Annotated in this window: 17 protein-coding genes; 4 read left to right on the forward strand and 13 right to left on the reverse strand. The window is 41.8% G+C overall.

The features are described from left to right. Positions 1–35 precede the first annotated feature (35 nt). From BSHG_RS18535 to BSHG_RS18510, 6 genes are all read right to left on the reverse strand, one after another. Positions 36–1,214, reverse strand: coding sequence for a DUF4221 domain-containing protein (locus BSHG_RS18535; RefSeq protein WP_008657494.1), 1,179 nt, complete (start codon positions 1,212–1,214; stop codon positions 36–38). Between the two features lie 386 nt (positions 1,215–1,600). Next, entirely contained in the window at positions 1,601–3,676 is a 2,076-nt protein-coding gene (locus BSHG_RS18530) for a PL29 family lyase N-terminal domain-containing protein (RefSeq protein ID WP_008657495.1), read from the reverse strand. A gap of 16 nt (positions 3,677–3,692) precedes the next feature. After that, a complete protein-coding gene (locus BSHG_RS18525; RefSeq protein WP_008657497.1) occupies positions 3,693–5,843 on the reverse strand; it encodes an FISUMP domain-containing protein in 2,151 nt (716 codons plus the stop codon). An 18-nt stretch (positions 5,844–5,861) separates the two neighbouring features. Further along, positions 5,862–8,018: an FISUMP domain-containing protein gene (locus tag BSHG_RS18520; protein WP_008657498.1), complete on the reverse strand. Its 2,157-nt coding sequence runs from the start codon at positions 8,016–8,018 to the stop codon at positions 5,862–5,864. A gap of 5 nt (positions 8,019–8,023) precedes the next feature. Beyond that, entirely contained in the window at positions 8,024–9,331 is a 1,308-nt protein-coding gene (locus tag BSHG_RS18515; protein ID WP_008657499.1) for an OmpA family protein, read from the reverse strand. 31 nt (positions 9,332–9,362) lie between these two features. Then, positions 9,363–10,211 carry a helix-turn-helix domain-containing protein gene (locus BSHG_RS18510; RefSeq protein ID WP_005790717.1) on the reverse strand — a complete coding sequence of 283 codons (849 nt, stop codon included), beginning with the start codon at positions 10,209–10,211 and terminating at the stop codon, positions 9,363–9,365. A gap of 327 nt (positions 10,212–10,538) precedes the next feature. On the opposite strand from BSHG_RS18510, the gene BSHG_RS18505 reads away from it, so the two are divergent. Further along, a complete protein-coding gene (locus BSHG_RS18505) occupies positions 10,539–11,129 on the forward strand; it encodes a peptidylprolyl isomerase (protein ID WP_005790721.1) in 591 nt (196 codons plus the stop codon). 91 nt (positions 11,130–11,220) lie between these two features. On the opposite strand, the gene BSHG_RS18500 is transcribed toward BSHG_RS18505, so the two are convergent. Both BSHG_RS18500 and BSHG_RS18495 read right to left on the reverse strand, forming a co-directional pair. Next, entirely contained in the window at positions 11,221–11,739 is a 519-nt protein-coding gene (locus BSHG_RS18500) for a hypothetical protein (RefSeq protein WP_005790723.1), read from the reverse strand. A gap of 108 nt (positions 11,740–11,847) precedes the next feature. Then, positions 11,848–13,134 carry a serine dehydratase subunit alpha family protein gene (locus tag BSHG_RS18495; protein ID WP_005798122.1) on the reverse strand — a complete coding sequence of 429 codons (1,287 nt, stop codon included), beginning with the start codon at positions 13,132–13,134 and terminating at the stop codon, positions 11,848–11,850. Positions 13,135–13,309: 175 nt separating this feature from the next. On the opposite strand from BSHG_RS18495, the gene BSHG_RS18490 reads away from it, so the two are divergent. The 3 genes from BSHG_RS18490 (at position 13,310) to BSHG_RS18480 (ending at position 16,474) form a co-directional block, all read left to right on the forward strand. Beyond that, on the forward strand, positions 13,310–14,437 hold the full coding sequence (locus tag BSHG_RS18490; protein ID WP_008657500.1) for a glycoside hydrolase family 43 protein: 1,128 nt from the start codon (positions 13,310–13,312) through the stop codon (positions 14,435–14,437). Positions 14,438–14,586: 149 nt separating this feature from the next. Continuing rightward, positions 14,587–15,681, forward strand: coding sequence for a PCMD domain-containing protein (locus BSHG_RS18485; protein ID WP_005790728.1), 1,095 nt, complete (start codon positions 14,587–14,589; stop codon positions 15,679–15,681). Positions 15,682–15,691: 10 nt separating this feature from the next. Beyond that, entirely contained in the window at positions 15,692–16,474 is a 783-nt protein-coding gene (locus tag BSHG_RS18480; RefSeq protein WP_005790731.1) for a porin family protein, read from the forward strand. Between the two features lie 271 nt (positions 16,475–16,745). On the opposite strand, the gene BSHG_RS18475 is transcribed toward BSHG_RS18480, so the two are convergent. From BSHG_RS18475 to BSHG_RS18455, 5 genes are all read right to left on the reverse strand, one after another. Then, complete coding sequence (locus BSHG_RS18475) at positions 16,746–17,141, reverse strand: calycin-like domain-containing protein (RefSeq protein ID WP_008657502.1); 396 nt, start codon at positions 17,139–17,141, stop codon at positions 16,746–16,748. Between the two features lie 35 nt (positions 17,142–17,176). Then, positions 17,177–18,748: a DUF4925 domain-containing protein gene (locus BSHG_RS18470; RefSeq protein WP_008657503.1), complete on the reverse strand. Its 1,572-nt coding sequence runs from the start codon at positions 18,746–18,748 to the stop codon at positions 17,177–17,179. 611 nt (positions 18,749–19,359) lie between these two features. Beyond that, on the reverse strand, positions 19,360–20,298 hold the full coding sequence (locus BSHG_RS18465; protein ID WP_008657504.1) for an endonuclease/exonuclease/phosphatase family protein: 939 nt from the start codon (positions 20,296–20,298) through the stop codon (positions 19,360–19,362). 78 nt (positions 20,299–20,376) lie between these two features. Continuing rightward, positions 20,377–21,300, reverse strand: coding sequence for an alkaline phosphatase (locus BSHG_RS18460; protein WP_005798135.1), 924 nt, complete (start codon positions 21,298–21,300; stop codon positions 20,377–20,379). A gap of 13 nt (positions 21,301–21,313) precedes the next feature. After that, entirely contained in the window at positions 21,314–23,770 is a 2,457-nt protein-coding gene (locus BSHG_RS18455) for a PQQ-binding-like beta-propeller repeat protein (RefSeq protein ID WP_008769947.1), read from the reverse strand. Between the last annotated feature and the right edge of the window lie 22 nt (positions 23,771–23,792).

The following is a 23,792-nucleotide window of genomic DNA, read 5'->3' on the forward strand; positions in this document are numbered from 1 at the left end:
ATATGTATTTATCATTCAAAAACCTATATTCCCAACTATTTCTTATTATAATGTACTAATTTAAAACGCCGGAATCTCAGTTTGTTTTCATCAAAAGACGGATTCTTGTAATGGCTGTCACTTAAATACAAGCCGTCTTTACCTATATAGTGCAAGGTAGATATATACGTAAAATCCGAAAAACGAGTCTCCCCGATAACATCAAAATCTTCATTCAGAATCATTATAGAGAAAGATTTACGCCCATATTGCCATATATTCAGATAATTTTTCTCCCCGTCCAAATCCGCTTTCAAGTATACAAAACGGTAATAGACTTTCCGATATTTATCATAAATCAGATTTCCGTAACAAGGAATTTCTGAGCTTGCTTTCATCGCCCCATCAAAATCCTGTGGAGGATTCTCCTTGATTGCAGGCTTATCGATATATCGACTCTTTACTTTGATTTTTTTCATTTCTCCATCTTGTAGAGAAACTACGTAAATATCTTCATCAAAAAAGAAAGAGAATACAAATTGATCCTTGTCATTTAAACAGCAACTATATGAGAGTTCATTACCTAAGGATGGTTTAGTAACATCATCCGAAGACATAATAGGAGGAAACTTAATTGGAAAAGGACTGAGCACATTTTTAACCGTATCAACCACGACGTAGACAGGAGATTTTTCCATCACTTTGTTCCCTAAACGCATATTGATGGTTTGGGGTATATACATTTTCCCGTTATTAAAGTAAATAGGGCGATATGCAAAGGTTATGGCTCCGAAAGGCAATAGAGGTATCCCATCATCCGTTTTCTCTGTTATAATCTCACGTTTTTTCTTGCCCGACTCTTCCATCACAAACACTTTACTTTGTTGCAAACTGGGCAAATATATTTCATCAAAATCAATAATATGATATCCTCCGAACATACCAACACCATTAGCCCCCTCTCTATCAAAGAAGATGCTTTTCACAAACTCTCCCGACTGCAAATCATAAACACAAATCTCTGGTTCCAATTGATTCTGAAAAGTTAGGTATTCATGCCCATCTTTATCAATAAAAGGGAATAGAGCCTTTATTCCTAACGTCACATTATCGGCCAATAAATAAACAACAGAATCTTCTGTCAGTTCCAGACCGGCATCCGCAGACTCCTTCTTACCGCCGGAACAGGATATTGCCAAAATAAAAACTCCCAGAATCCCAATTATATTTTTCATGTTTACTATTATTAATCATGTAATCACCTATACCAAAGCCATTATTATTTTCCCCTAAATTAAACAATTATTTAACTGAAAATAAAATCAACAGATAAAAAATGCCCTGAGACCATTAATTAATATCTCCAAGAGCAAGACACAATGCATCCTAAACAATTATTTTGCGATAGTTCTCTCAGGAAGAAAGCAGAGAAACATCAATCATAAACAGAGAAAGAAGAAAAGAGCGGAAAGAGCAGATTAAGACCGAACCAATAAAACATGGGGATGTTGTGCAGTAAAACATCCCCATGTTATAATACAAAACATCCGGATGTTTTATACAACAACATCCGGATGTTTTTACGCAAAGAGTCTAAAGTTTCAAAGTAAACAATGGCATATTACTGACGAATAAAACGTATGCTAAATCCGTAACCACGACTATATGTATTCGTAGATTGTGGTACGGATACATTCGAAGGATTGATGGAGAGCGCCCAGCAATTATACCCATCGACACTGCTAAACCACCAATACCCGACTTCATCTTTTTCCTGGAAAGCAAAAGGTTCATCAGCATCACGCCGTCCACCGGGTTTTCCCACAAACCCGGCAATACTCAATGCCTCGGCCACTTTAGAATCCCCACCCAGGAAATTCCGCAATTTATCCCAATCGCCCAAATGATTCGGTATTTTCCAGCCTTCAGTAACTAAAGACGTAGAACCGGAAAACACACCTGCATTGTACAACAGTCCATATTGATTGCGAATGGTCCGGCTATCTTCCGTAATGCCGGCGGGAAAACCATATACAGCATATCTCGGGTTAGCATCTTTTCTCCATTCCGAAGAAATGACTCCTGCACTGTTTGTTATCGTCCGCAGATTGTCCGCCATCCAATATTGGGTACCGATTTTCATCACCCGATATGAGTTGCCTTCATTATCAGTAGTCAGATAAGGACGGAGTCCGTTTGCCTGACTATCCGAGTAGCCGATATAATCGCCGGTTATAAAACTCACTCCGTCTTCTGTAAACAGGGAGGTGAATGGTTGCGTATTGGTACCCGGCGTATAAACGGTAGTCAGATAGTCTACTTTCCCTCCGTTATCCAATACCATTCCTTCGCCAAACGTTTTGTTATAAACATTATAAGGATAAAAGACCGAGGCACTTTTACCCGATCCAAATGAATAATCGGGAATAAACTCATGACATAGTTCTCCTACTTTCACTCCCTCAACATAAAGTTCATAAACAAACGAACGGGAAGAATCGGGCACTTTAAATTCAAGCAATAAAGTGACTCCGAGCGTTGCCGACAACTTCTTGCCGTCCTTGGCTGTCAATTCAAGAATAGCAGTACCGGACAAGGCTCCATCGGCCGAGCTTTTATCAGGAGCAATCACCGTCATCTCCCCGGTGGTGTCCGACGTATATTGGGCCGTAACTGTCCAACCGACCGGAGCCGTACATACCGGAGCAATACTTTTATTTACGCCACTGCAAGTAAACGTAAAGGTCAGAGACTCACTCCGATGAAAATACGTCACTCCCGAAGCCGCCAATTCTACCTGTGCCCCTCCCCACTCCGGCACTTTAAATATGGTTCCATCAGTCAGATAAAATACAATATAACCGTCTTCACTGACCACCTTCCGGAACATAGGATCACCGGACACACCTTTCGCTTTCATCGGATTGCCCGCAGCATCTTTCAATTCGACAGGACCGCTCCCATAATCAAGCGTCCAGTATCCTGCCGCATTGACCCCAATGACCGGAACAATACCATCGGTTCCCGAAGCTCTGACCTTTTGCCCGTTGTTGTCCAAAAGAAAAGAAGATGTTCCATCGGCATTCTTGATAGCCCAATACAGATGTCCGTCCGTATCCATTTTCATAGTGACGACAGGAGCTGTCCCATTCTGTCCTTTGTCTCCTTCCGGACCGTCCGTACCGTCTGTTCCATCCTGGCCATCTTTACCGTCGGTACCGTCCTGGCCATCTTTGCCATCGGTACCGTCCTGACCGTCTTTACCGTCAGTACCATCCTGTCCGTCTTGCCCATCGATACCGTCTTGACCGTCTTTACCGTCGGTACCATCCTGACCGTCTTTGCCATCGGTGCCATTCTGACCATTCTGACCATCCTGACCATCTTCTCCTTTTTTACCGTCGTCTCCTTTTTCGCCATTCTTGATGACAATCGTACCACTTTTGAAAAAACTGATGGTATAGCCGCTTCCATCTGCAAGTTCCTTGAAACCGGTAATATAATCACCTGATTCAGAAGAATTAATGATCAGCTTCAAAGCAACGATATCCCTATTCATATTTTTGCACAACTCCTCGATAGAGTTTGCCTGCCCCTCCATTTCCGCGTGATTCTTCAACACCTCGTTCATCTCCTCCTGGCTACAGGCGGTTGCGAAGAACAGACAGAGAAACAATAGTTTGATTATATGATTCATATTCATTAGAGTTAAATTAATAATTTGCATCCCGGACACAACGAATGCTGTTACCTTCACCCGCCAACGCATTGCCAGAAGTCAACAGTTCTACAGAATTAGATTTGTAGGACATCCGGATGCGATAACTCGTTTCCGTCGACCACCATTGCCCTGTTGTTTCCTGGGCTCCGGTACTGCCATTACCGCCATTAACCGTATTAGCAGGCAAAGCCGTAAAACCGGTCAGATTGTTCGCCTCTATTCCCGTATCCTCCAACCAATTTCCAATTCCTTTCCCAACAGCTGTCGACTTCAGTTTACGTGCATCTGCCCCCACAAAGTCTACCAATGCTTGCAATTCTACTTTAGAAGGAACATGCCATCCTTGGGGAGCTATATTTCCTTTCATTGCAAACTGATTGTAAAGTACACCGTACAGGTTGCGATATTGCATAGCTCCCGGAGCATTGGCATTAACCGCCCGGTCGACCTGACAGGCCGGAAGATCTGCCCCGCACTGAATTTCCCAATCCAGAGATGTGGCAAAACCGGTAGGAATAGGAGTACCATCATTAAATTGGGTTGTCTTCAGATTTTCTCCCATCCAGTAGAGACTACCTATTTTTACAACCCGGTAAGCATACCCCTGCACATCGACAGCCAAGGAAGCTTTCAGCCCGCAAACAGTCCCGCTCACCAGTCCGTCTGCCCCATCTGCCGCCATCACATATCGGCTACCGTCTTCCGTAAGTATGGCAGTGGACGACGGATTGCCGGCCACCGGCATATATCCTGTTCCGTCATGCTGTATCGATGCTCCGTTTTCCAAGATCAGTCCGGAACCAAAAGTACGCGAAGCAGCATTATAAGAATAGACTACTGTAGCCCGGTCCGTCGTGGAATACGCCGGCACATACTCCCGGCATATTTCTCCTACTTTAACTCCCTCCATCAATACATCATAAACCTGAGAACTATTGAACTTCGGAAGTTCAATACGATAATACAACGTTACCAGGATGTCTGCCCGGACAGTATTTCCCAAAGCATCTGTGCCTTCTATCGTTATTCTTTCCGAAGCCGGCAGAGCCGAACCGGCAGCAGGTGCTTTCACAGTCAGCCTCCCTTGCAAAGCTTTCGGCTGATAATTAATCGTAGCATCCCATGTTCCTGCCACTTTTACTATCTGTCGGAAACTGCTACAATCAAACGTAACGTCCTGCGTTACTCCACGACGGAAGAAAAGTGGCCCCGTTTCATTGAATATCAATTTACTGTCTCCGGTTTTGGCCACTTTATAGATACTCCCGTCAGTCATGGTAAACACGACATATTCAGGATCTCCGGTATTCACAGAAGCAAAGATGGACGGGCTGCCATCTGTCACCGTAGCCACTATCTTCTCTCCGCTTCCTCCTGTGATCCATTTCGTTACACCTCCGACAGTAACCTGCCAATAGTATTCACCATCGGTATCTTTAGCTATGCCGACAGATGGAGTGACACCATTCACAGGAGTCATGATCACCTTGTTACCTTCTCCATCCGTCAGCCACTCTACCGCTCCGTCACCTATTTGTACAGTCCAGTAATAATTGCCATCCGTATCCCGTTTGGCACCCAGCAACGGAGTATCTCCTGCAGGACCTTTCACGCCGTCGTTACCGTCGTTACCGTCAACTCCGTCTTTGCCATCCTCACCATTGGCACCGTCCTGTCCGTCACTGCCATTATGCCCATCGGTACCATCAGTTCCGTTCGACCCGTTTTGACCGTCGGCTCCGTTCTGACCGTCAACGCCGTCTTTACCGTCCGTACCATCCGCGCCGTTTGCTCCATCACTGCCATTCTCACCATTGGCACCGTCATTGCCATTTTCTCCTTTATTCCCCGTCAGGCCATTCTTTATAAGAATATCTCCTCCTTTATGAAAAACAATCAGTGTACCACTTCCATCAGGCAATTCGGTCACACTCTCAATGTAATCATGAGTCGGTATCGTATTCACTATCGTGGCAAGCAGCCTCACTTCATTATTGGTATCGGATATCCATTCCCGGAGTTTTCCCATCCGTACATTCAGTTCGGCTTCCCGGCGCAGGGCCTCGTTAATGTCCTCCTGAACACAGCCTCCCGCCAACAGAACCGACAAAATGATAAACATATATTTTTTATATCTCTTCATGATTTCCTGTTTTAAAGATTAATCTTCTTTCAAAAGCCGTACACTGTAGCCTGTCGAATTATTGTCTCCGCTGTTAAACTCGAGTACGGATGAGTTTGCGGACAATCTGAACACAGCACCGACACTCTCCAGACTGGCACTGCTCCACCAGATACCGACTTGCTGAAAATCGTTGAACGAAAGACCGTCAGCACCTCTGTATCCTCCTCCGACACCGGAAAAACCTGTGAGATCGGTTCCACCCCCTGTCAGCCAATGCTCTGTTCCGGACTCTTTCAATAATGTACCGGCATTAGAACCCAGAAAAGCCCGTAATGTGGATACGATATCCGATTCCGTTGGAAGCTTCCATCCGGCAGGCACCACTTTTCTGGCAGCAACTCTATTGTACAAAACTCCATAAGATACCTTATTGGCAAATGCCCCTGCTGCTGCAGCATTCTCATAATCGTACACGGCACAGGCACCCGAACCGCTATCATCAAATCCACTCTCTCTCCAGGCACGCCCCGACAAGCCGGTGGCAACAGGAGTTCCGTCAGGATAAGTAAGTGTCCGTAAATTCTCCGCTGTCCAGTACTGTTTACCTATTTTCACAATGCGGTAGGCATTGCCATCCGCATCAGTCAGCCTTTCCGCCTGCAGGCCGTCTCCGAAATCCGGTTCCCGTCCTTTCAACGAACTGTCGGTATAGAATTCCGATCCATTTTCAGTATAGATATACATAACTGCCGGCCTGTCAGAAACTGAAGCATGATAACCCGTACCGTCGTGCTTCACCGAAGCACCGGTATTCGTGATAAGTCCCGATCCATAAACTCCTCCTGTCAAATAAGGATAGACAACCGTTGCAGACAATCCCAGTTCCCGCTGGTATTCACGACAAAGTTCTCCTACCTTTTTACCCCAAAGACGGATGTTGTACACATAAGAACCTCTAAAATCCGGAAGCATTATCTTATAAAGCATACTCACGGTGAAAGAAGTCCGCGCCGTTTCTTCTGCGGTATTCGTACTTCGCAGTACCACATCTCCTGATAATGCTACGTCCGCTGTTCCCGCCGAAGGGGCCTCAAGAGTCAAAGCTCCCGCTTCAAAATCGACTGTCGCTTTCCACCCCTTCGGAACATCTACCGACAATTGCTCTTTTGAGATACCCTTACAACTGAAAGCAATCTCCTGAGACCCGCCCCGGTTGAAAAAAAACAGTTTACGTCCCTCCGGAACCTCAATAACCGGTCTTCCTATAGGTAATCTGAACCGGGTTGCCCCACCGCTTAAAGTAAATTCCACATAATCCGGCTCCTTCAAGTCCACCTTCTCAAACACGGACACAGCATTTTTTGCATTGGCAACTATTTTCTTTCCATCCGCTTCAATCCATGTCTCGGGACCGGTTCCAATCTTTTGCGTCCAGTAATAGTTATCGTCGCCCCCGTCGGACGTTTCCCATTGCTTCACTCCCAGTTGAGGGGTTTGTCCATCGTGTACCGTAGAGGTTGCCTTTATTCTGTTTCCATCATTGTCGGCCAGATAATAAGGTTCACCGGAACCTATTTTTATAGTCCAGTAATATTCCGAATCAGCGGGATCCTGCATAATGCCAACCACCGGATTCTGTCCGGGGTCACCTTGCTCCCCCTTATTCCCGTTGGTACCGTCGACACCATCTTTGCCATCGGTACCATCCACGCCATCCTTACCGTCCGTACCATTCGTACCATCTGCACCATCTTTACCATCGGTACCGTTCTCACCATCTTTTCCGTCCGTACCGTCGGTACCGTCCACACCGTCTTTACCATCCGTACCATCTACGCCATCCTTACCGTCTGTACCGTCTATGCCGTCTTTCCCGGCATCTCCATCCGGACCGGTATCTCCTTTCTTCCCGTTACGGATAGTAATCGGAGCACTTTTGGAGAAGGAGATAGTATACCCCGCACCATCCGCCAGTTCCTCGATATGAGTAATGTTATCTCCTATCCTGTCGGTATTGACAATCACCTGAAGATTATAAATATCCTCATTCAGTTTTTTACATAGATCCGTCAATTCCTGCAATTCTTTCCTCTGATCACCCTGTCTGTCAAGTAAATCGTTGAAATCGGACTCTTTACAGCCATGCAGCAAAGGTATCAATAACAACAACAGATATATTTTCTTTCTAATCATAGTTTTCATTTTTGGATTTCAACAATAACTCGCCTGGCAAGTACGCTGTAATTATTCGGATCGGAAGTAAGCATATCTATGCACTCTCCTTTCACGGCGATACGTTTGCCATCTATCCCCTTCTTTTCAAGATAGGCTGCCAGTGCTTCGGCACGCTGTAAAGAGATTTTTTGATTAATATCCGGATTCCCGGTATGGTCGGCATGCCCTGAAAGAATAACTTTCAGCTCAGGATACTTTTTCAGGGTTTGCACGATGCGGCATAATTCATTTTTGTACAAGGCTACATTCAGATAAGCCGATCCTCTCTTAAAATAGACCGGAGGCAATTCGTTGAATCCCAGTATCGGATCAGAACCGGTCTTCTCCTTCACTACCGTGTGCGCCTGTTGCAACTGCATATTTAAAGAAGCAATCTCCCGTTTCATCCGCTCCTTCTCTATCGAATCTTCAACGCAACAAGCAGGGGTAGGCAAGCTGACCGCACGCTCCTCTATATATCTGATCTCCACATCCGCCGCTCGCCTTGAGGCATAGAGAACATTGTCTTCTTTCTTTTTACCCACCTTCCATATCAAAGAGAGTCCGGCACTGGTCATAAAGTGGTCTTTCGACTTAATCAGCGTAGATATACCATCCATCTTATTGTTATTGACCCATATAATTCCCGTACGCAACTGTACATCAAAAGCCCGGGAAATCTTATAACGCAAAGACACATCTCCCCCTATCCCGATGTTCCACTTATCCGTCTTTTTTCCCGATAATGGGCTTTTATCTGCCTTATTTATTAACTCTGTAGAGAAATGTTGTGCATAGACGGCAGGACCCAGTAATACCGTCCAGCGACGATTTCCCCGGTTAGGGCCAAAGAAATTATTCACATTCAGATTCATCTGCAAACCAATATTCGTAAAGTGTACTTTCGAAAACACATCCTTATACTTCCAGGTATTAAAATCCTGATTCGTATAATAAGTCATCCCGTCGGCATTCATAAGGTAATCACCCGCGTAAGATTTCGCCCCCATTCTGGTATATCCGGTTCGCGCAGATGCCTCTATGCCTATCCACGAATTGACCTGATAACCGGCAAACCCTCCAAACTGAGATCCGACATAGGTTTTATCCGCCGAGAATGAAGTAAAATCGCCAAACAGGAAAGGGACACCATATTCTGCTCCAAAATACCAATGTGAATACGATTTAAGAGGTTTATCAACCTTAACCGGCGTTTCCGTTTGGGCAAACCCGGTACCAAACAGCGGAGAAAAAAGAAGGAAAAGGATGGCTCTTCTGCATCCTGTCTCCATACAACAATGATTTTTTAACATAAGCTTCAATTTAAGAATTATTGTTTGTTTTCAATTTCTTGCGAAGTTCGCAAGGTGTCAGTCCATATTGTGACCTGCAAAATTTATTAAAGTGTGAAGGAGATGAAAATCCGAAGTCATCGATAATCTGGCTAAACTCATCACCATATACGGTAATACGGTAAATGATATGTTGTGATTTCCGATTGAGAAGCCAACGGTAGACCGACACTCCGAACTGTTCTTTAAACTTTGCCCGAAAATTAGTGACGCCATAGCCTAACAGGCTGGCCAACTCACCCACATTTTTTGCACTGAGATAGTTCTCCAGTATCTGTTCTTTAAACCTGGACGACTGTTCCGTCAAGGAACTGAACAAAATGGCGAGTTCCTGCTCATTATAAACAGAATTCAGGATATAGAACAGTTCCCGCTGCTTCGCTATATACAAAGAAAGATCATATAAATTCATCTCCATGTACTGTGCAAGAAGCTGTAAAAAAGAATTCAAAGGCTCGGCAAATTTAAGTCCCACATCTTTTGAAACAGAGCTATCCGAAATAGCTCCGAAAGGACGGAATGTCAATAAATCATGTACTATTAAATCACCAAATGCAAATAAGATGACTTGTGAGTCCGAAAGCATCTCGCAGGTATAGTCATCTTCTTTATCCCAGAAAAAGATATGCCGCTCTCTGACGGTAGCCAACTCTTGCTGAGCAGAGGAAACTTTCATAGTACCACTCATAATAAAAATCAAAACATTGCTATCCAACTTCAATAAGGAGTTCCCTTTTAAGATGATTAAAAAGCTAAATCCGGTTTGAAAAATCTGATTGGGTAGCAAATCAGAAGTCAAATTTTCAATTAAGGTTTTCATAGGTTGATGTATATTATAAAAAAACAAAAATGTACCAATATCTTACATTTAGAAGTACAAAGGAAGGCTTTTAACAGGTCAGTTCGTTTATACATTTTATTTAATTTGTTATATATAATAACAAATGGAAAAACTTTTTTTTCAGTTTAACGACATATAGATATACTACTTCTTTCATTTTCGTTATTCATCGCCTATCAGCCAACAGGTATTAATTTCTACTACGAAAGAATAAACTCCCCACCAGTCCATAAATCTCTGACGATTAATTCGTATATTTGTCCCCACGGAAAATCCGAATTTTATTAATAACATTATAAAGAACAGATGGAAACAGCAGAAAACAAGTACATCACTGTAGCTTACAAACTGTATACAACAGAAGATGGTAAAAGAGACTTAGTAGAAGAAACAGCAGCCGAACATCCTTTCCAATTCATTTCAGGTTTGGGCACTACGCTCGAAGCTTTTGAATCACAGATAGTAAACCTTCATAAAGGAGACAAATTTGAATTTACTATTCCTTTTGCCGAAGCTTATGGTGAATATGACGAAGAACATGTAATCGATCTTCCCAAAAATATCTTTGAGATTGACGGAAAATTCGATAACGAACATATCTATCCGGGAAACATCATTCCTTTGATGAACTCAGAAGGCCAGCGCCTGAATGGTAGTGTAGTTGAAGTAAAAGCCGATACAGTAGTGATGGATATGAACCATCCGTTGGCCGGTGAAGATTTGACTTTCGTGGGCGAGGTTACCGAGAGCCGTCCGGCTACAAACGAAGAAATTCAGGAAATGATTAAAATGATGACCGGCGAAGGCGGATGCAGTTGCGGAAGCTGTGGCGACGGTTGCGGTGACGACTGCGGAGACAGTTGTGGAGACAGCTGCGGTTGTGGACATTGCCATTAATCCCGAGCGGTAATTTATAAAACGAAAAACGGTGAACATACTGCAACTGCATCGTATGTTCACCGTTTTATTATACCTAAGGACAGACAATCTATTTCACGATCTTTATCAGGAAAGAATCCTTACTGTATTCTTTGTCATTCAAGTAAAGCCTTTTATGTATTGTAGGGTTCTGTTTCTTCCAGGTGATATATAAGTCGAATTTTACCACATCTTTCGTTCCATCTCCCCAATGAATCGTAAAGGTCTCTCCCTTATATTGATGTTCCGGAGAAAACTCACCAAAAGAAAGCACACGCTCTTTCGCTTCACCCAGCACTTCTTTTCTCAATCCCAACGGGCGGGGCATATTAAAGCGGGTATCCACAGAATTTTCCAATGGAAAGGATTTATCCCCATATTCCACAGTAATCTCATTACCCAATATATTCGACGCAACCTGTGGGTCCAGCAAGTTATTGCCGGCGGCATCCTTCACAGAAAAATAAATATTATAGTTTATGAAATCCCAAATATAATCTCCCTGGTCCTTCTCTTTATCTTCTTCTCCATAACATCCGGTCAGCAGAAGCGGAAATAATAAAAGCAACCATACAAAATGTTTTTTCATATATACAGCATTAATAGTTCGTCACTCCAACAAGATTCTTTATATCAAGAAAATGAAAGAATTAGTCTTTTACTGCTTGTCTTCTATTTTTTAACATATAGTTTAACATTAGCACCCTTTATGTGTCATGATGTCGAGCACCACCCTGTCTGTTTCATTCATACCCTGTGATCCAATCCGCGTCAGATTTCGGATGCTTTGATCGACATCCTCGTCAATAATTCCCTCGACCGAAGTAACACAACGATTCTCCATTGCCATTACCGCCGACAACACAGCTGTCGACACTCCTGTCGTCACCTTCAGAGCACAACTGGGTTTAGCTCCGTCACAAATCATTCCGGTCAGATTGGCTATCATGTTTTGAACGGCAAAAGCCACCTGCTTATAAGAGCCTCCCATCAACCAAGTAATGCCACAACTCGACCCGGTTGCCGCCACTACACAGCCACAGAGGGCGGATAGGCGTCCCAGACTCTGCTTAATATAAATCACAGTCAAATGACTCATCATCAAAGCACGAATTAATTCTTCTTCCGACTTTCCGTTTTCTTCGGCATATACCACTACGGGCAAAGTCGCAGAAATCCCCTGGTTACCACTGCCCGAATTACTCATAACAGGAATCATGGCTCCCGCCATACGGGCATCACATGCTGCCGACGTATACGAAAGAATATGTGAGAAAACGCTATCCCCCATAATTTTATGTTCATAAGTGCCCCGAAGCATCTTACCCAACGCATGTCCGTAATCACCCTGAAAAGACTGTTCTGCCGCTTTTTTATTAAGCCGTGCCGTCTCAAGAATAAAGCGGATTTCATCCAACGGAGCAGTCAACGCAAAATCATACACCTTCCGTAAAGTAAGTTCCAGAGTCTCTTCTTCCTCTTCCTCCCCGGAAGTCTGCTGTTTATTCAACAGTACTTCATCTCCCTTTGCCACGTAAACAAAGGTGGTATGCCCACCGGAAATGATAGCCGTCGCCTGTTCACCACCGGCTTCGCACGTCACTTCTATATAAAGTTTCTCCGTAATGTCTTCCTTCAACGAAATACAGATACGCTTTTCATCAATCAGTTTCTTTCCCTCTTCTACAGCTTCCGGAGTACTGTCTTTCAGCACCTCGAGCTGATAATCGGACTTCCCGATCAACGCACCCAAAGCCACAGCGATGGGCAGCCCGATCATTCCCGTACCGGGGATTCCTACTCCCATTGCATTTTTCAAGATATTAGCACTCAACAATACCTTTATTTTCTCCGGTTTGGCCCCCAAAGTCTCTGTAGCTTTTGCTACACACAATGCAACTGCAATCGGCTCTGTACATCCGATAGCAGGAATCACCTCCCGCTGTATTAAAGCGATTATCTGTTTTCTTTCTGATTCAGTCATCTGTCCAAGGTTTATATTTTGCACAAAAGTAGGAAATATACTCTTATAAACCATCCATTTAACCAAAGAATATCCTATCCGGATGAGTGAATGGTTTTACACTCTATCCTCTGGTTATTTAATAATTATCATGTATCTTTGCCTCTCAATTACAAATACTTAATAAAAAAGAGTAATGAATAAAGGATTTATACTAAAAGCCCAGTTTCTGTTATGCTTTCTTTTCTCACAAACAGCCCAAGGACAATCTTTCACTCCCGGAGAGATATGGCCCGATAATCACCAGGTACATATCAATGCGCATGGCGGAGGCATTTTATATGAAAACGGAACCTATTATTGGTTTGGCGAACACAAAACAGAAGGTGAAGCCGGAAATTTAGCCAATGTAGGGGTGCATTGCTACTCGTCCGATGACTTATATCATTGGAAAGACTGTGGCATTGCACTATCAGTGATAGAAAATGATCCCGGGCATCCCATTTCTAAAGGGTGTATTCTCGAACGTCCTAAAGTTATATACAACCCTCTCACTAAGAAATATGTCATGTGGTTTCATCTTGAACCCAAAGGTGCAGGATATTCGGGAGCACTAAGCGGAATTGCCCTTAGCGACCGGGTTACAGGCCCTTACACCTTTCTAAAAGCTGTCCGTCCCAATGCCGGTTCATGGCCCATCAACGTACTACCCATTCATAAAACCACCCGCAGACCTTCTGCAGAAGAAGAACGTCAATGCACCGGAGGTAGTCTTCCTGCCCATCCGGACAGCCTCAACATATTGGGCCGCGACATGGAGCAGGGGCAAATGGCACGTGATATGAATCTGTTTGTCGATGATGACGGTAAAGCTTACCATATCTACTCCTCCGAAGAGAATAGTACGTTGCACATTGCCGAACTGGATCCGACCTATACAGGCTATACAGGCAAATATATCCGGGTCTTTATTAACCGGTTCATGGAAGCTCCGGCCATGTTCAAGAAAGATGGTAACTATTACCTTATTATGTCCGGCTGTAGCGGATGGAATCCCAATGCCGCACGCTCTGCCATAGCTTCTTCCATTTGGGGAGAATGGAAAGAGTTAGGAAATCCTTGTATAGGTCAGGATGCAGACCTTACTTTTCATTCTCAAAGCACTTATATCCTACCGGTACAAGGTAAGAAAAATCAGTTTATATACATGGGTGACCGCTGGACTCCACAAAACGCTATTGACGGGCGCTACATCTGGCTTCCCATTCATTTTGAAGGCCCCAAACCGATTATCGAATGGAAAGATTCATGGACTTTAGACTAAAAACATACCATTCTGAACATTATGACCGTTATAAAATGTTGTATTGTAGGCATTCAAATGTATCTTTTCAAAAAAGAAACTTAACTTTGCAGCCAAGTTTACAAAAAATCAACTAAACTAAAAGGATTATTAATCAAAAACAGAATCGAATGAAATTAAAGAATCTGATAGCCTGTTTCTTTCTGGGCTTTATAATGGTTTCTTGCATACAAGACGAAGCACCTAATGCAGAAGCAGACATCATTGCATGCTCTGTACCGGGTGACGTACTCAACCGAGATCCGATAATTGAAAACAATAAGGTTACATTAATCGTAAAAGCAGGAACAGATATAACAGCATTAGCTCCCAAGTTTACCTTAACTCCTGGAGCCTCGATTATCCCTAATAGCGGAACTACATTGGATTTCACTACACCTCAATATTATGAAGTGACTTCTGAAGACAAAAAATGGAAGAAAAAATATGAAGTAGGAGTAGCTTTCTCTGGTATTACTAACACAACGTACCATTTTGAGAATATAAAATTCGATTCAGAAGGGAAATACCATATTTTCTATGAAACAGACGCACAAGGAAAAGAAACAATGACTTGGGCAAGTGGTAATGCCGGATTCGCTTTCACCGGCGTAAAAGCAACAGCTGAAGAATATCCAACAAGTCAATCAACGAACGGTGTAGAAGGAAAATGCTTAAAATTAACAACTTGTGAAACCGGTTATTGGGGTTCATTGCTTGGAATGCCGATCGCAGCAGGTAACTTATTTTTGGGCAGCTTTGAAGTAAGACCTACCGATATCCTCCGTTCAACCAAATTCGGAACTCCATTTTCCAATATTCCAACTTCAATTACCGGATATTATAAATATAAAGCAGGAAAGTCATTCCAAATAGATGGTAAACCCGTAGATAATAAAAAAGATATCTGTGATATTTATGCTGTATTCTATGAGACAGATGAAAAATTGTCCACACTTGATGGAACCAACATATTGGCAGAGGATAATACTCATATAGTGTCAGTAGCCCGTATTAAAGATGCAAAAGAAACTGATGAATGGATTAAGTTTGACTTACCATTTGAATATCGTACCGGTAAATCAGTAGATATGGAGAAACTCAAAGCGGGAAAATATAATCTAGCGATCGTATTTTCTTCAAGTATACGCGGAGATCATTTTGAAGGTGCTCCAGGAAGTACACTTTACATTGATGAGGTTCTATTAAATTTCACTAACAAGTAAAAACAAGAAAATGAAAAAGTATATACTTATAGGCCTACTCGCTATCATCAGTACAATCACTTCTGTACAAGCTCAGGAAGAAAGGAACCATGGTATTATTTGGTCTGCATTACACGGGCTTGAATATGAAATAAAAGCGGGATTCAATGTGGGAGGAGCCTCTCCACTTCCATTACCAGCCGAAATACGCGCACTCACAGGATATAGTCCAACGATATGCTTTGCCATAGAAGGTAATACCACCAAATGGTTTGGTAAAGATTCTAAATGGGGAATGACTTTAGGACTACGTCTTGAAACTAAAGGTATGGAAGCCAGAGCACGCGTAAAAAACTATAGTATGGAGATCATAGGGGATGGTGGCGAACGCCTAGCAGGTTACTGGACCGGAAAAGTAAGAACCAAATACCGAGGCTCTTATTTCTCGGTTCCTATAACAGCTGCTTATAAAATAAGCCAACGTGTAAAAATCAATGCAGGTCCTTATGTTTCATTTATGACTAGTGGTGACTTTAACGGTCACGTCAATGATGGTTATCTGCGTAAAGATACTCCCACAGGAGAAAAAGCTGAATTTGAGGGAGATAAAATAGCTCCTTATGATTTTTCTAAGGACCTGAACAATTTCCAATGGGGAGTTCAGGCCGGTGCAGAGTGGAAAGCATTCAAACATTTAAATGTATATGCAGATCTAGTATGGGGCTTGAATGATATCTTCAAAAAGGAATTTAAAACAATTACATTCAACATGTATCCTATTTATTTAAATGTAGGCTTTGGATATGCGTTTTAATTAAAAAAGACATACTTCATTTCATTATAAACTCGTATAAATTCTAATATTTAGACTTTATACGAGTTTTTATACAATATCTAACCACTCTTCTTCGAATATAAGCAATAGCGTAATACAGATAATATCGCTCTAAAAAGAGATACAATAAATGGTCTCCATTCAATTTATATAACCTAGACTATTAATATAATCCGAGACATTAATACTACATAATAAAAAAGGAGGATGCTCTAAAAACATCCTCCTTCTATTATGTGTATTTACAGATCTATTTAGTTCCAACAAAAGTTACCTCTACCTTCTGAAGTACGGCTGAAATAGACAGAGAGATATTACAGTTATTATCACTAACCTTTGAACCATCATTGAATTTCGCAGATAATCTCAAGAAACCGTATTTGATTGTTTTCAAAGTTAAATTTCCCGCAGCATCTTTTGAAGCTGTAATAACAACATCTGCTTTTGGATAACCTGAATAAGAAAAATCGGGAATTGTTAATGTCACAATATCACTTTCTGTCACAATTACATTCTGGCCGTCTTTTACAGTTGGAGCATTACCATCAACAGAAATCGTCAATCTACCAGTGTAAGTGCCAGCAGCATTTGCTGCAAACACACTTATCGTACAAAGTAACATTAATAAGGTAAATATCTTTTTCATTATTTATTGTTTTAACATTATATACTACAAACTATTTATTTAGCCAATAAATCCAATCCTAGATCAAAACCAGTTGTAGATGGCCAATTCTGTGGCAATCCAATTAAAAGGATTATAGCAGCAGCTGCATCTTCCGGAATTATTTTCGCATCCATCATAATCTTCCATAATTTAAATAAATCTGATCCAGTACCAAAATCAGAAGAATCAGCAGACATTTCTTTATCGACCATAATTGGATCAAAAGCTGTTTTATCAAGATAAATATAGGTATGTCCTTTATCTGTAGTCTTCACATTCAAAGGTATACCATTATTTACCCAACCCAGTAACATTTCAAATGTCTCATCACTAATAGAACTCATATCAACCTTCAACATTGTACCTATTAGTTTCTTAACAGTAGCAGCATCACCATTTAAGATTTCAGAAATTATCGGAGCAAGTGATTCTGCATTACTACCCATTGCCTGAGAAATAATAGTAGAAACATTTAACTTCAAATACAGTTTATCATCTTTAGGGAACCAATAAGCTAGATTTTTAGGAGATTGTTGCCAGCCATCAGTAGGGATTAATTTATTTAAAACATCAACTCCTGGTGCTCCACCACCAAAAATTAATCCCATTGCCCAATTCGGATCAAAAGTTACAGAACCTGAAGAATATTTTGCAGAAATATTTCCATCAGCTTCAAGAGTGACAGACTGCAAAACTTGAGGCAAAATCAGCCCGCCAATAGTTCTAAGTACTGCAGGAAAGAAAGTAGAATAATATGCATCTTTAACTTCCCAATTAGAATATAAAGAGCTTGTTAATACAGAGTTAGGCATAGGTGTACCATCTACATCTAAAGTACCAATAGTGTATTCTCCCAAAGTATATGTCTTAGCCCATCCTTTCGGATCATTCATTGTCACTTTCAAATTCAAGGTCAATACTTTATCCTTGCGAGAACCTGTATATTCTATAGTAGAAGTATTTGTCTTAGTACTTCCACTGAATCCTTCATTTGCCACTTGAACACCAGTCAATGTAGTTTCTGTTTCTCCTGGAATAATATCCTTCAACAGAATACTTACATTAGCACCATCTGTGGCATCAAACACCACCTCTTTGCCTGTTAGTGTAGTTTCTCCATAAGTCAAGACTAAAGTTTCACCTTTATAAGTTCCGATATAAAGACCGGCACCTGTTGCACTAACATTCAAAGTTACTTTACCTTCAGGAGTAATCATACCATCAACTGTAACTTTCAATAATGGAGCCGGTTGAGATGTTTCTCTTGTCACAGGTTTTGTCATGATATCTTTCGTTCCATTGAATTTGAAAGAACCATCCGCCTGTTTTTCCATTGTAACATCAACAGTTATATCACTATAGCCATCAACCACATTTTTAAAACCGACTGTTGCAGATTGAAGACTTGTGGCTTCAAAGTTCACTGTTCCGGTTGTATTCGTCCCATTCAACTGAAAGTCTACATTTTCTGCTTTAATTTCACCTTTAGGAAGTTCCTGCCAGCTGTTATCATCATCGTCACTACAAGCAGTGAACAAGCTCACTGAGCAAATCAGCGCGAAGAGATACAATAAATTTTTCTTCATAAATTAATCACGTTTAGTTAGTAATTTTTAATTTTCATTCTAAAACGGAGCAAAGTAACAACTTTATTTCCATCCAAACAAGGTCTATCTTACGTATTTTATGTTCTAAATTTAAGATTAAGTTGGTTATCGAGCGAAATCGTATTAAAAAAAAATTAATCTATGATTCGAATCGAGCAAATATAATATATCTCCATCATCATCTTTAATAAGATAATGATAGAATTGTTTTCTCCTGCTAATTACTTATATTACACTGATTATACGAAAACAAGGGTAGGAGATCCTATCTATCAAAAAAGATCTCTTACCCTTCATCTGCTTTCACACATAATAATATAATTGTATATATGCGTTTTTAATTACTGCTACCGATTATCCTATTTTTTAAGAATCAGTATATTTCGTCCAATACTTTCACCCGAAATGCGAGGTATACCGGGACCGTATGCTCTTGTCTCATAATCTCACCAATCTTTTTGACAATCTCAGGATACTTAGGACTGTGAATGAATTTACACCGGCCAGCTCATGAAGGTCTGCCGTTGCACAAGTAATGCAGAACATACATATCTAATATTCATACAAACTCAATATGAAACAGTCCGGCACTATTTTTCTAATGGTGATATCTTAAAAGTAGTCATCACAAAGCCGTGATCGGAAGGATAAAAGAACTCCTCTCCCATAAATTTCAAAGGCTTGATCAACTCCTGATTATAAGATTCGGAGGTAATTGCACGAATGGTCTTGCCTTGGTAATAGATAAAATCAATACGGTCGGATCGGAGTGGTTTATCTTCATTATCATAGATCCATGTAGTCCCTATATTTTTTTCCGGTTCGGGATGTATTTCGCGGAAGCTGTCTTTGAAACCTGCATTTTGCATCTCTTTAGATACAGTCCACTCCACAACTGCACCACCATGATGATACATGTCTTTCGTTGCATCAGTCCAATCAAGATGGGAATGCACATTGAAATCTCCACCCATAATCATGGGAATACTGTCAGTCTGACGAATCATCGGCTGCAAGACAGAGAGTATACGGCGTATTTCATTATCCCGGGTACCGGCATCATCCCATGCGAGAATATCTGTTTCCGATTGTTCGGTAGGTACCAAGCGCATATCAGGTAAATAATGCAACCAGGTATCGAATAAACGGACCGGTGTGCCATCCATGTCTATTTCGACTCCTCCAAAATTGAATGTAGAAATGGAGTCAGGGAAAAGATATGTTTTTTTAATCGGATAGCGGCTATAAATACACAGATTGTCCGATAACAATACATAATCATATCCCAAAGAGTCTGCAACCATTGGAGCCGCACCATAAGTCTCAATCATCAAAATAACATCGGCCTGACTCTTTCTCAGAATCCCGATAGTACCTTCACATCCTTTTTCAGGATAATTTTTAGCATGTCCCGCATGCCATACATTCCATGACAAAACTTTTAATTCTTTCTCTTTTGCACGTTCTTGCGTACAGGAAGCAAAGCTTATTGCAACAATTGCAACAAAAATATATATAAACTTATTCATACCTATTCTATTATTGAAAATAATACATGGAGATATGACAGAAGTTACCTCCTGTCACACCTCCACAAAAAGAATTAATTATTTAGTAAAAAATGCAGTTGTTACCGGATTGCCCAACCAAGCTTCGTGAGGCTCTACACCCAACAACCAGGCTTCTGTGGCAGGTACGTCAATAACCATCGTGCTTTCAGTAATCTTATAATTCTTTTTCACCCCCTTTCCATAAAAGACAAGTGGGGTCTCCATTTCATTGAGCGTTTTTCCTCCATGATTGGTACCGATGCCACCATGGTCTGCGGTCAAAATAATCACTGTTTCGTCCATCATACCGGCTTCTTCAATAGCTGCTACTATTTCACCTAAATACCCATCCAATTCATCTAACTTTTCATAATACTCTTTAGATTCCCATTTATAGGTATGTCCGGTATGATCAGGATATTCAAATATAACAGCACAATACATCGGCTTTTTCTCTTTCAGATAATTGACGGCAAATTGTGTCGCTCCCTTGGGATGATCTTTTGTCTGTGGAGCATGTACGAAATGATTGATGGCAAGCGAATCGACTAAATACTTCATGCCATCCCATTCGTAAATATAACCGAGTTCCGCTTTAGGATGTGTGTCGCGCAGCAATCCGTACAGTCCCGGAAAACGGCCATATTGGTTGGTGATAAAAGGAGGAATTTCCGGTGTTTTGCTTCCCCAAGTAGTGTAACCGTGAAGTTCCGGTCCTACTCCGGTAAACATGGAGGCCCAGTTAGGAGCACTCGATGAAGGGAGGATAGAACGGTTATTCAATGTAGAAGCTCCTTCTTTCATCAACCGATTGAAATTGGGCATGGGATGATTACGGATAGCAACAGCACTCAGTCCGTCAAAAGCAACCAATACCACATGCTTGGGACGTTTCTTCAAACGTGGGCCGGCCGCGCTTACTTCACTGACAAATAAACCAAGAATCAAGGAAAATATAAATAGTATAGATATCTTTTTCATTTTGTATATACATTTAATTGTGTAACTTAAAATTATAAATATTACCGCCAAAATCGGCAACAAACAGACAGTTACCACTAACTGCCACGCTTGAGAATACAGGTGCTCCCAAAGCCCGCTTACCGCGATAAGCCCCCGTATTCAGGTCAACGGCATGCAAATATCCATCGCTGGCGCCAAAGAGAACAGCCGAACCTACAAGGACAGGCGAAACCTCGACCGTACATTCCTGATTATGTGAATACGGAACGGTATAGAAAAGACTTGTCCCGGTACGATAATTCCAGACTTCCTTAAAAGTGAGGCGGTCAAAAGCGACCACACCTTTATTGGAAGTAGAAACAATCAGATATTTATCCGTCACAAGCGGAGCGCAAGCCGAATTAAATTCATAAGAAGTTTCTGCCATTTTCAGAATATCTCCGGAACGGGGATTGATTACATACAGATTCTCACATGAAGCTAAATAGAAATTACCATCATAGAAAGTAGCTGATCCGTCTCGAAAACGAATCTTACTATCACGCTTCTTCCACAACAAAGCACCATTACTGATGTCATGTCCGAAAAGCCCGTTCCAATGGGCCGATGCAACTAACACTCCCGCACCCACGGTAAAGGTGGAAGTGGTTCCCTCGCCTCCGTCCCAGGCTTTATTCTGCCATAAAATTTTTCCGTCGACAGCCTGCACAGCACAAGTACCTTTTGCATGTCCGGCATATACCACACCATCGGCTACGGCCAATCCTTCGTCGAGAAGCGGCAGCAAAGAAACCGGCAATTGCGTTTGCCAGCAAGCTGTTCCTTTTTCAGCATCTATGGCATAAAGCATTCCCGAAGCATCCGAAGCGAATATACGGCCATCTTCATAGGCAATGGTATTCTTTATCGAATTGGAAGTGACAAAGGTCCAGCAAAGATGTCCTGTGGTCGCATCATAGGCTTTTACATAGCATTTCTTCGCTTTGTCATCATCAATGGTTCCGATAAAGACTTTGTTCTGCGCAACAATCGGCGAGCACATGTAAATGTTGCTGCCGACATTCTGAATCCAGTTGGTTTGCAAGGGTAAAGATACACTGTCATTCACCAGTTGGTTGTGTGCGGCATTTCCACGAAGCCCTGCCCAGACATCAGATGTCGCAATGACCGATAACGGCTGCTTAGTTACAGTATAGTCTACTCTCTTCGTCAAACGAGTTCCATCTTCAAACTCGGCAGTCACCAACAGGCGTTGCTTACCGCCGGATACCCGGACCGCCCCGCTCCATCCCCAGTCTGTTTCAGGCATAAGCGTCACAGTCGATACAAGCCTTCCGTTTCGTTCAACAGAAGCTGTCACCTTCTTCGCATCCGATATAGTACGGTAAGCATTGATCCGGACCGTCATTTTTCCGTCAGGAACTGAAACGGTTTCACCTTCCGCCGGATAGGCAGAAGTCAATATTCCGTCTATATAAGTATAACGAGTTGCTGAACTTAATTTACCTTTGGTATCAGCATTGTAAATTCTGAAACAAGAAGTTCCATGGTCTATTCCTCCTTTGTCCGGAGTGGATGAGCAGTAAGTATGAAGTCCTGACTTCAACTGCTTATAATAATGATTGTGCCAGTGTCCGTAAATCATGGCATCCAGATTGTAATCAGCAAAGTCTATCTGTTCGCCATTTTTATCTTTGAAGAGCAAATCGTCTCCCCAAAACCATAAGTCGTGATTAAATAAAACAATTCTTTTCCCTTTATCCGTTTGTGCAAGATCATTCTTCAGCCAACGGATGATGTCGGAACGCCTGTACGAAGGTGCATGATCACCACCCAGCATCGGAGTTACTACATAATGTACATTACCGACATCAAACGAATACCATGAAGGACCAAAATGACTTTGCCACAACTCTTCACCGTATTTTCCGGCACGCAGATCATGATTCCCCACACAATAGTAGGTCGGAATTCCCAAATCTACGGAACGAAGATAACGTCCATGAAAATCCTGATGAGCTTCATAACAAATATCACCGGTATGGATAATAAAAGCAGTCGGATTGGTTTTCACGTACTCTTTCAAGTTATCGATCCAATCACCGTATAGAGAAGTTTCCGTATCTGTAATTTGTACAAACGAATATCCATTCCCGGTATCTACCGAGGTCTTGCAGATACCCAATTCATACTTTTTTCCGGTTCCGTCAAAAGATAGGTAATGGGAGGTTGATGCCTGATACCCATCGGGAACAGTCAAAGTTACAAAACGTGTATCTTTATGTCCCGGAAGTATGAAATGACCATCATCTGTGGTTTTCACCACATTGAGACCATCTTGTACGCAGACTCCTTTTAGCCCCCTCTCTCCCGCATCACAAATGCCATTGCCGTTCGCATCGATATAAACTTTTCCTTCTATTTGTGCGAACACAGAGCTACCGACTCCCAAGAATAAAGCAGCCATGCTTATAAATAATTTCAACATATTTATTAATTTATCATATTAA

The organism is Bacteroides sp. 3_2_5 (genome assembly GCF_000159855.2).
GTDB classification, from domain to species: Bacteria; Bacteroidota; Bacteroidia; order Bacteroidales; family Bacteroidaceae; genus Bacteroides; species Bacteroides fragilis.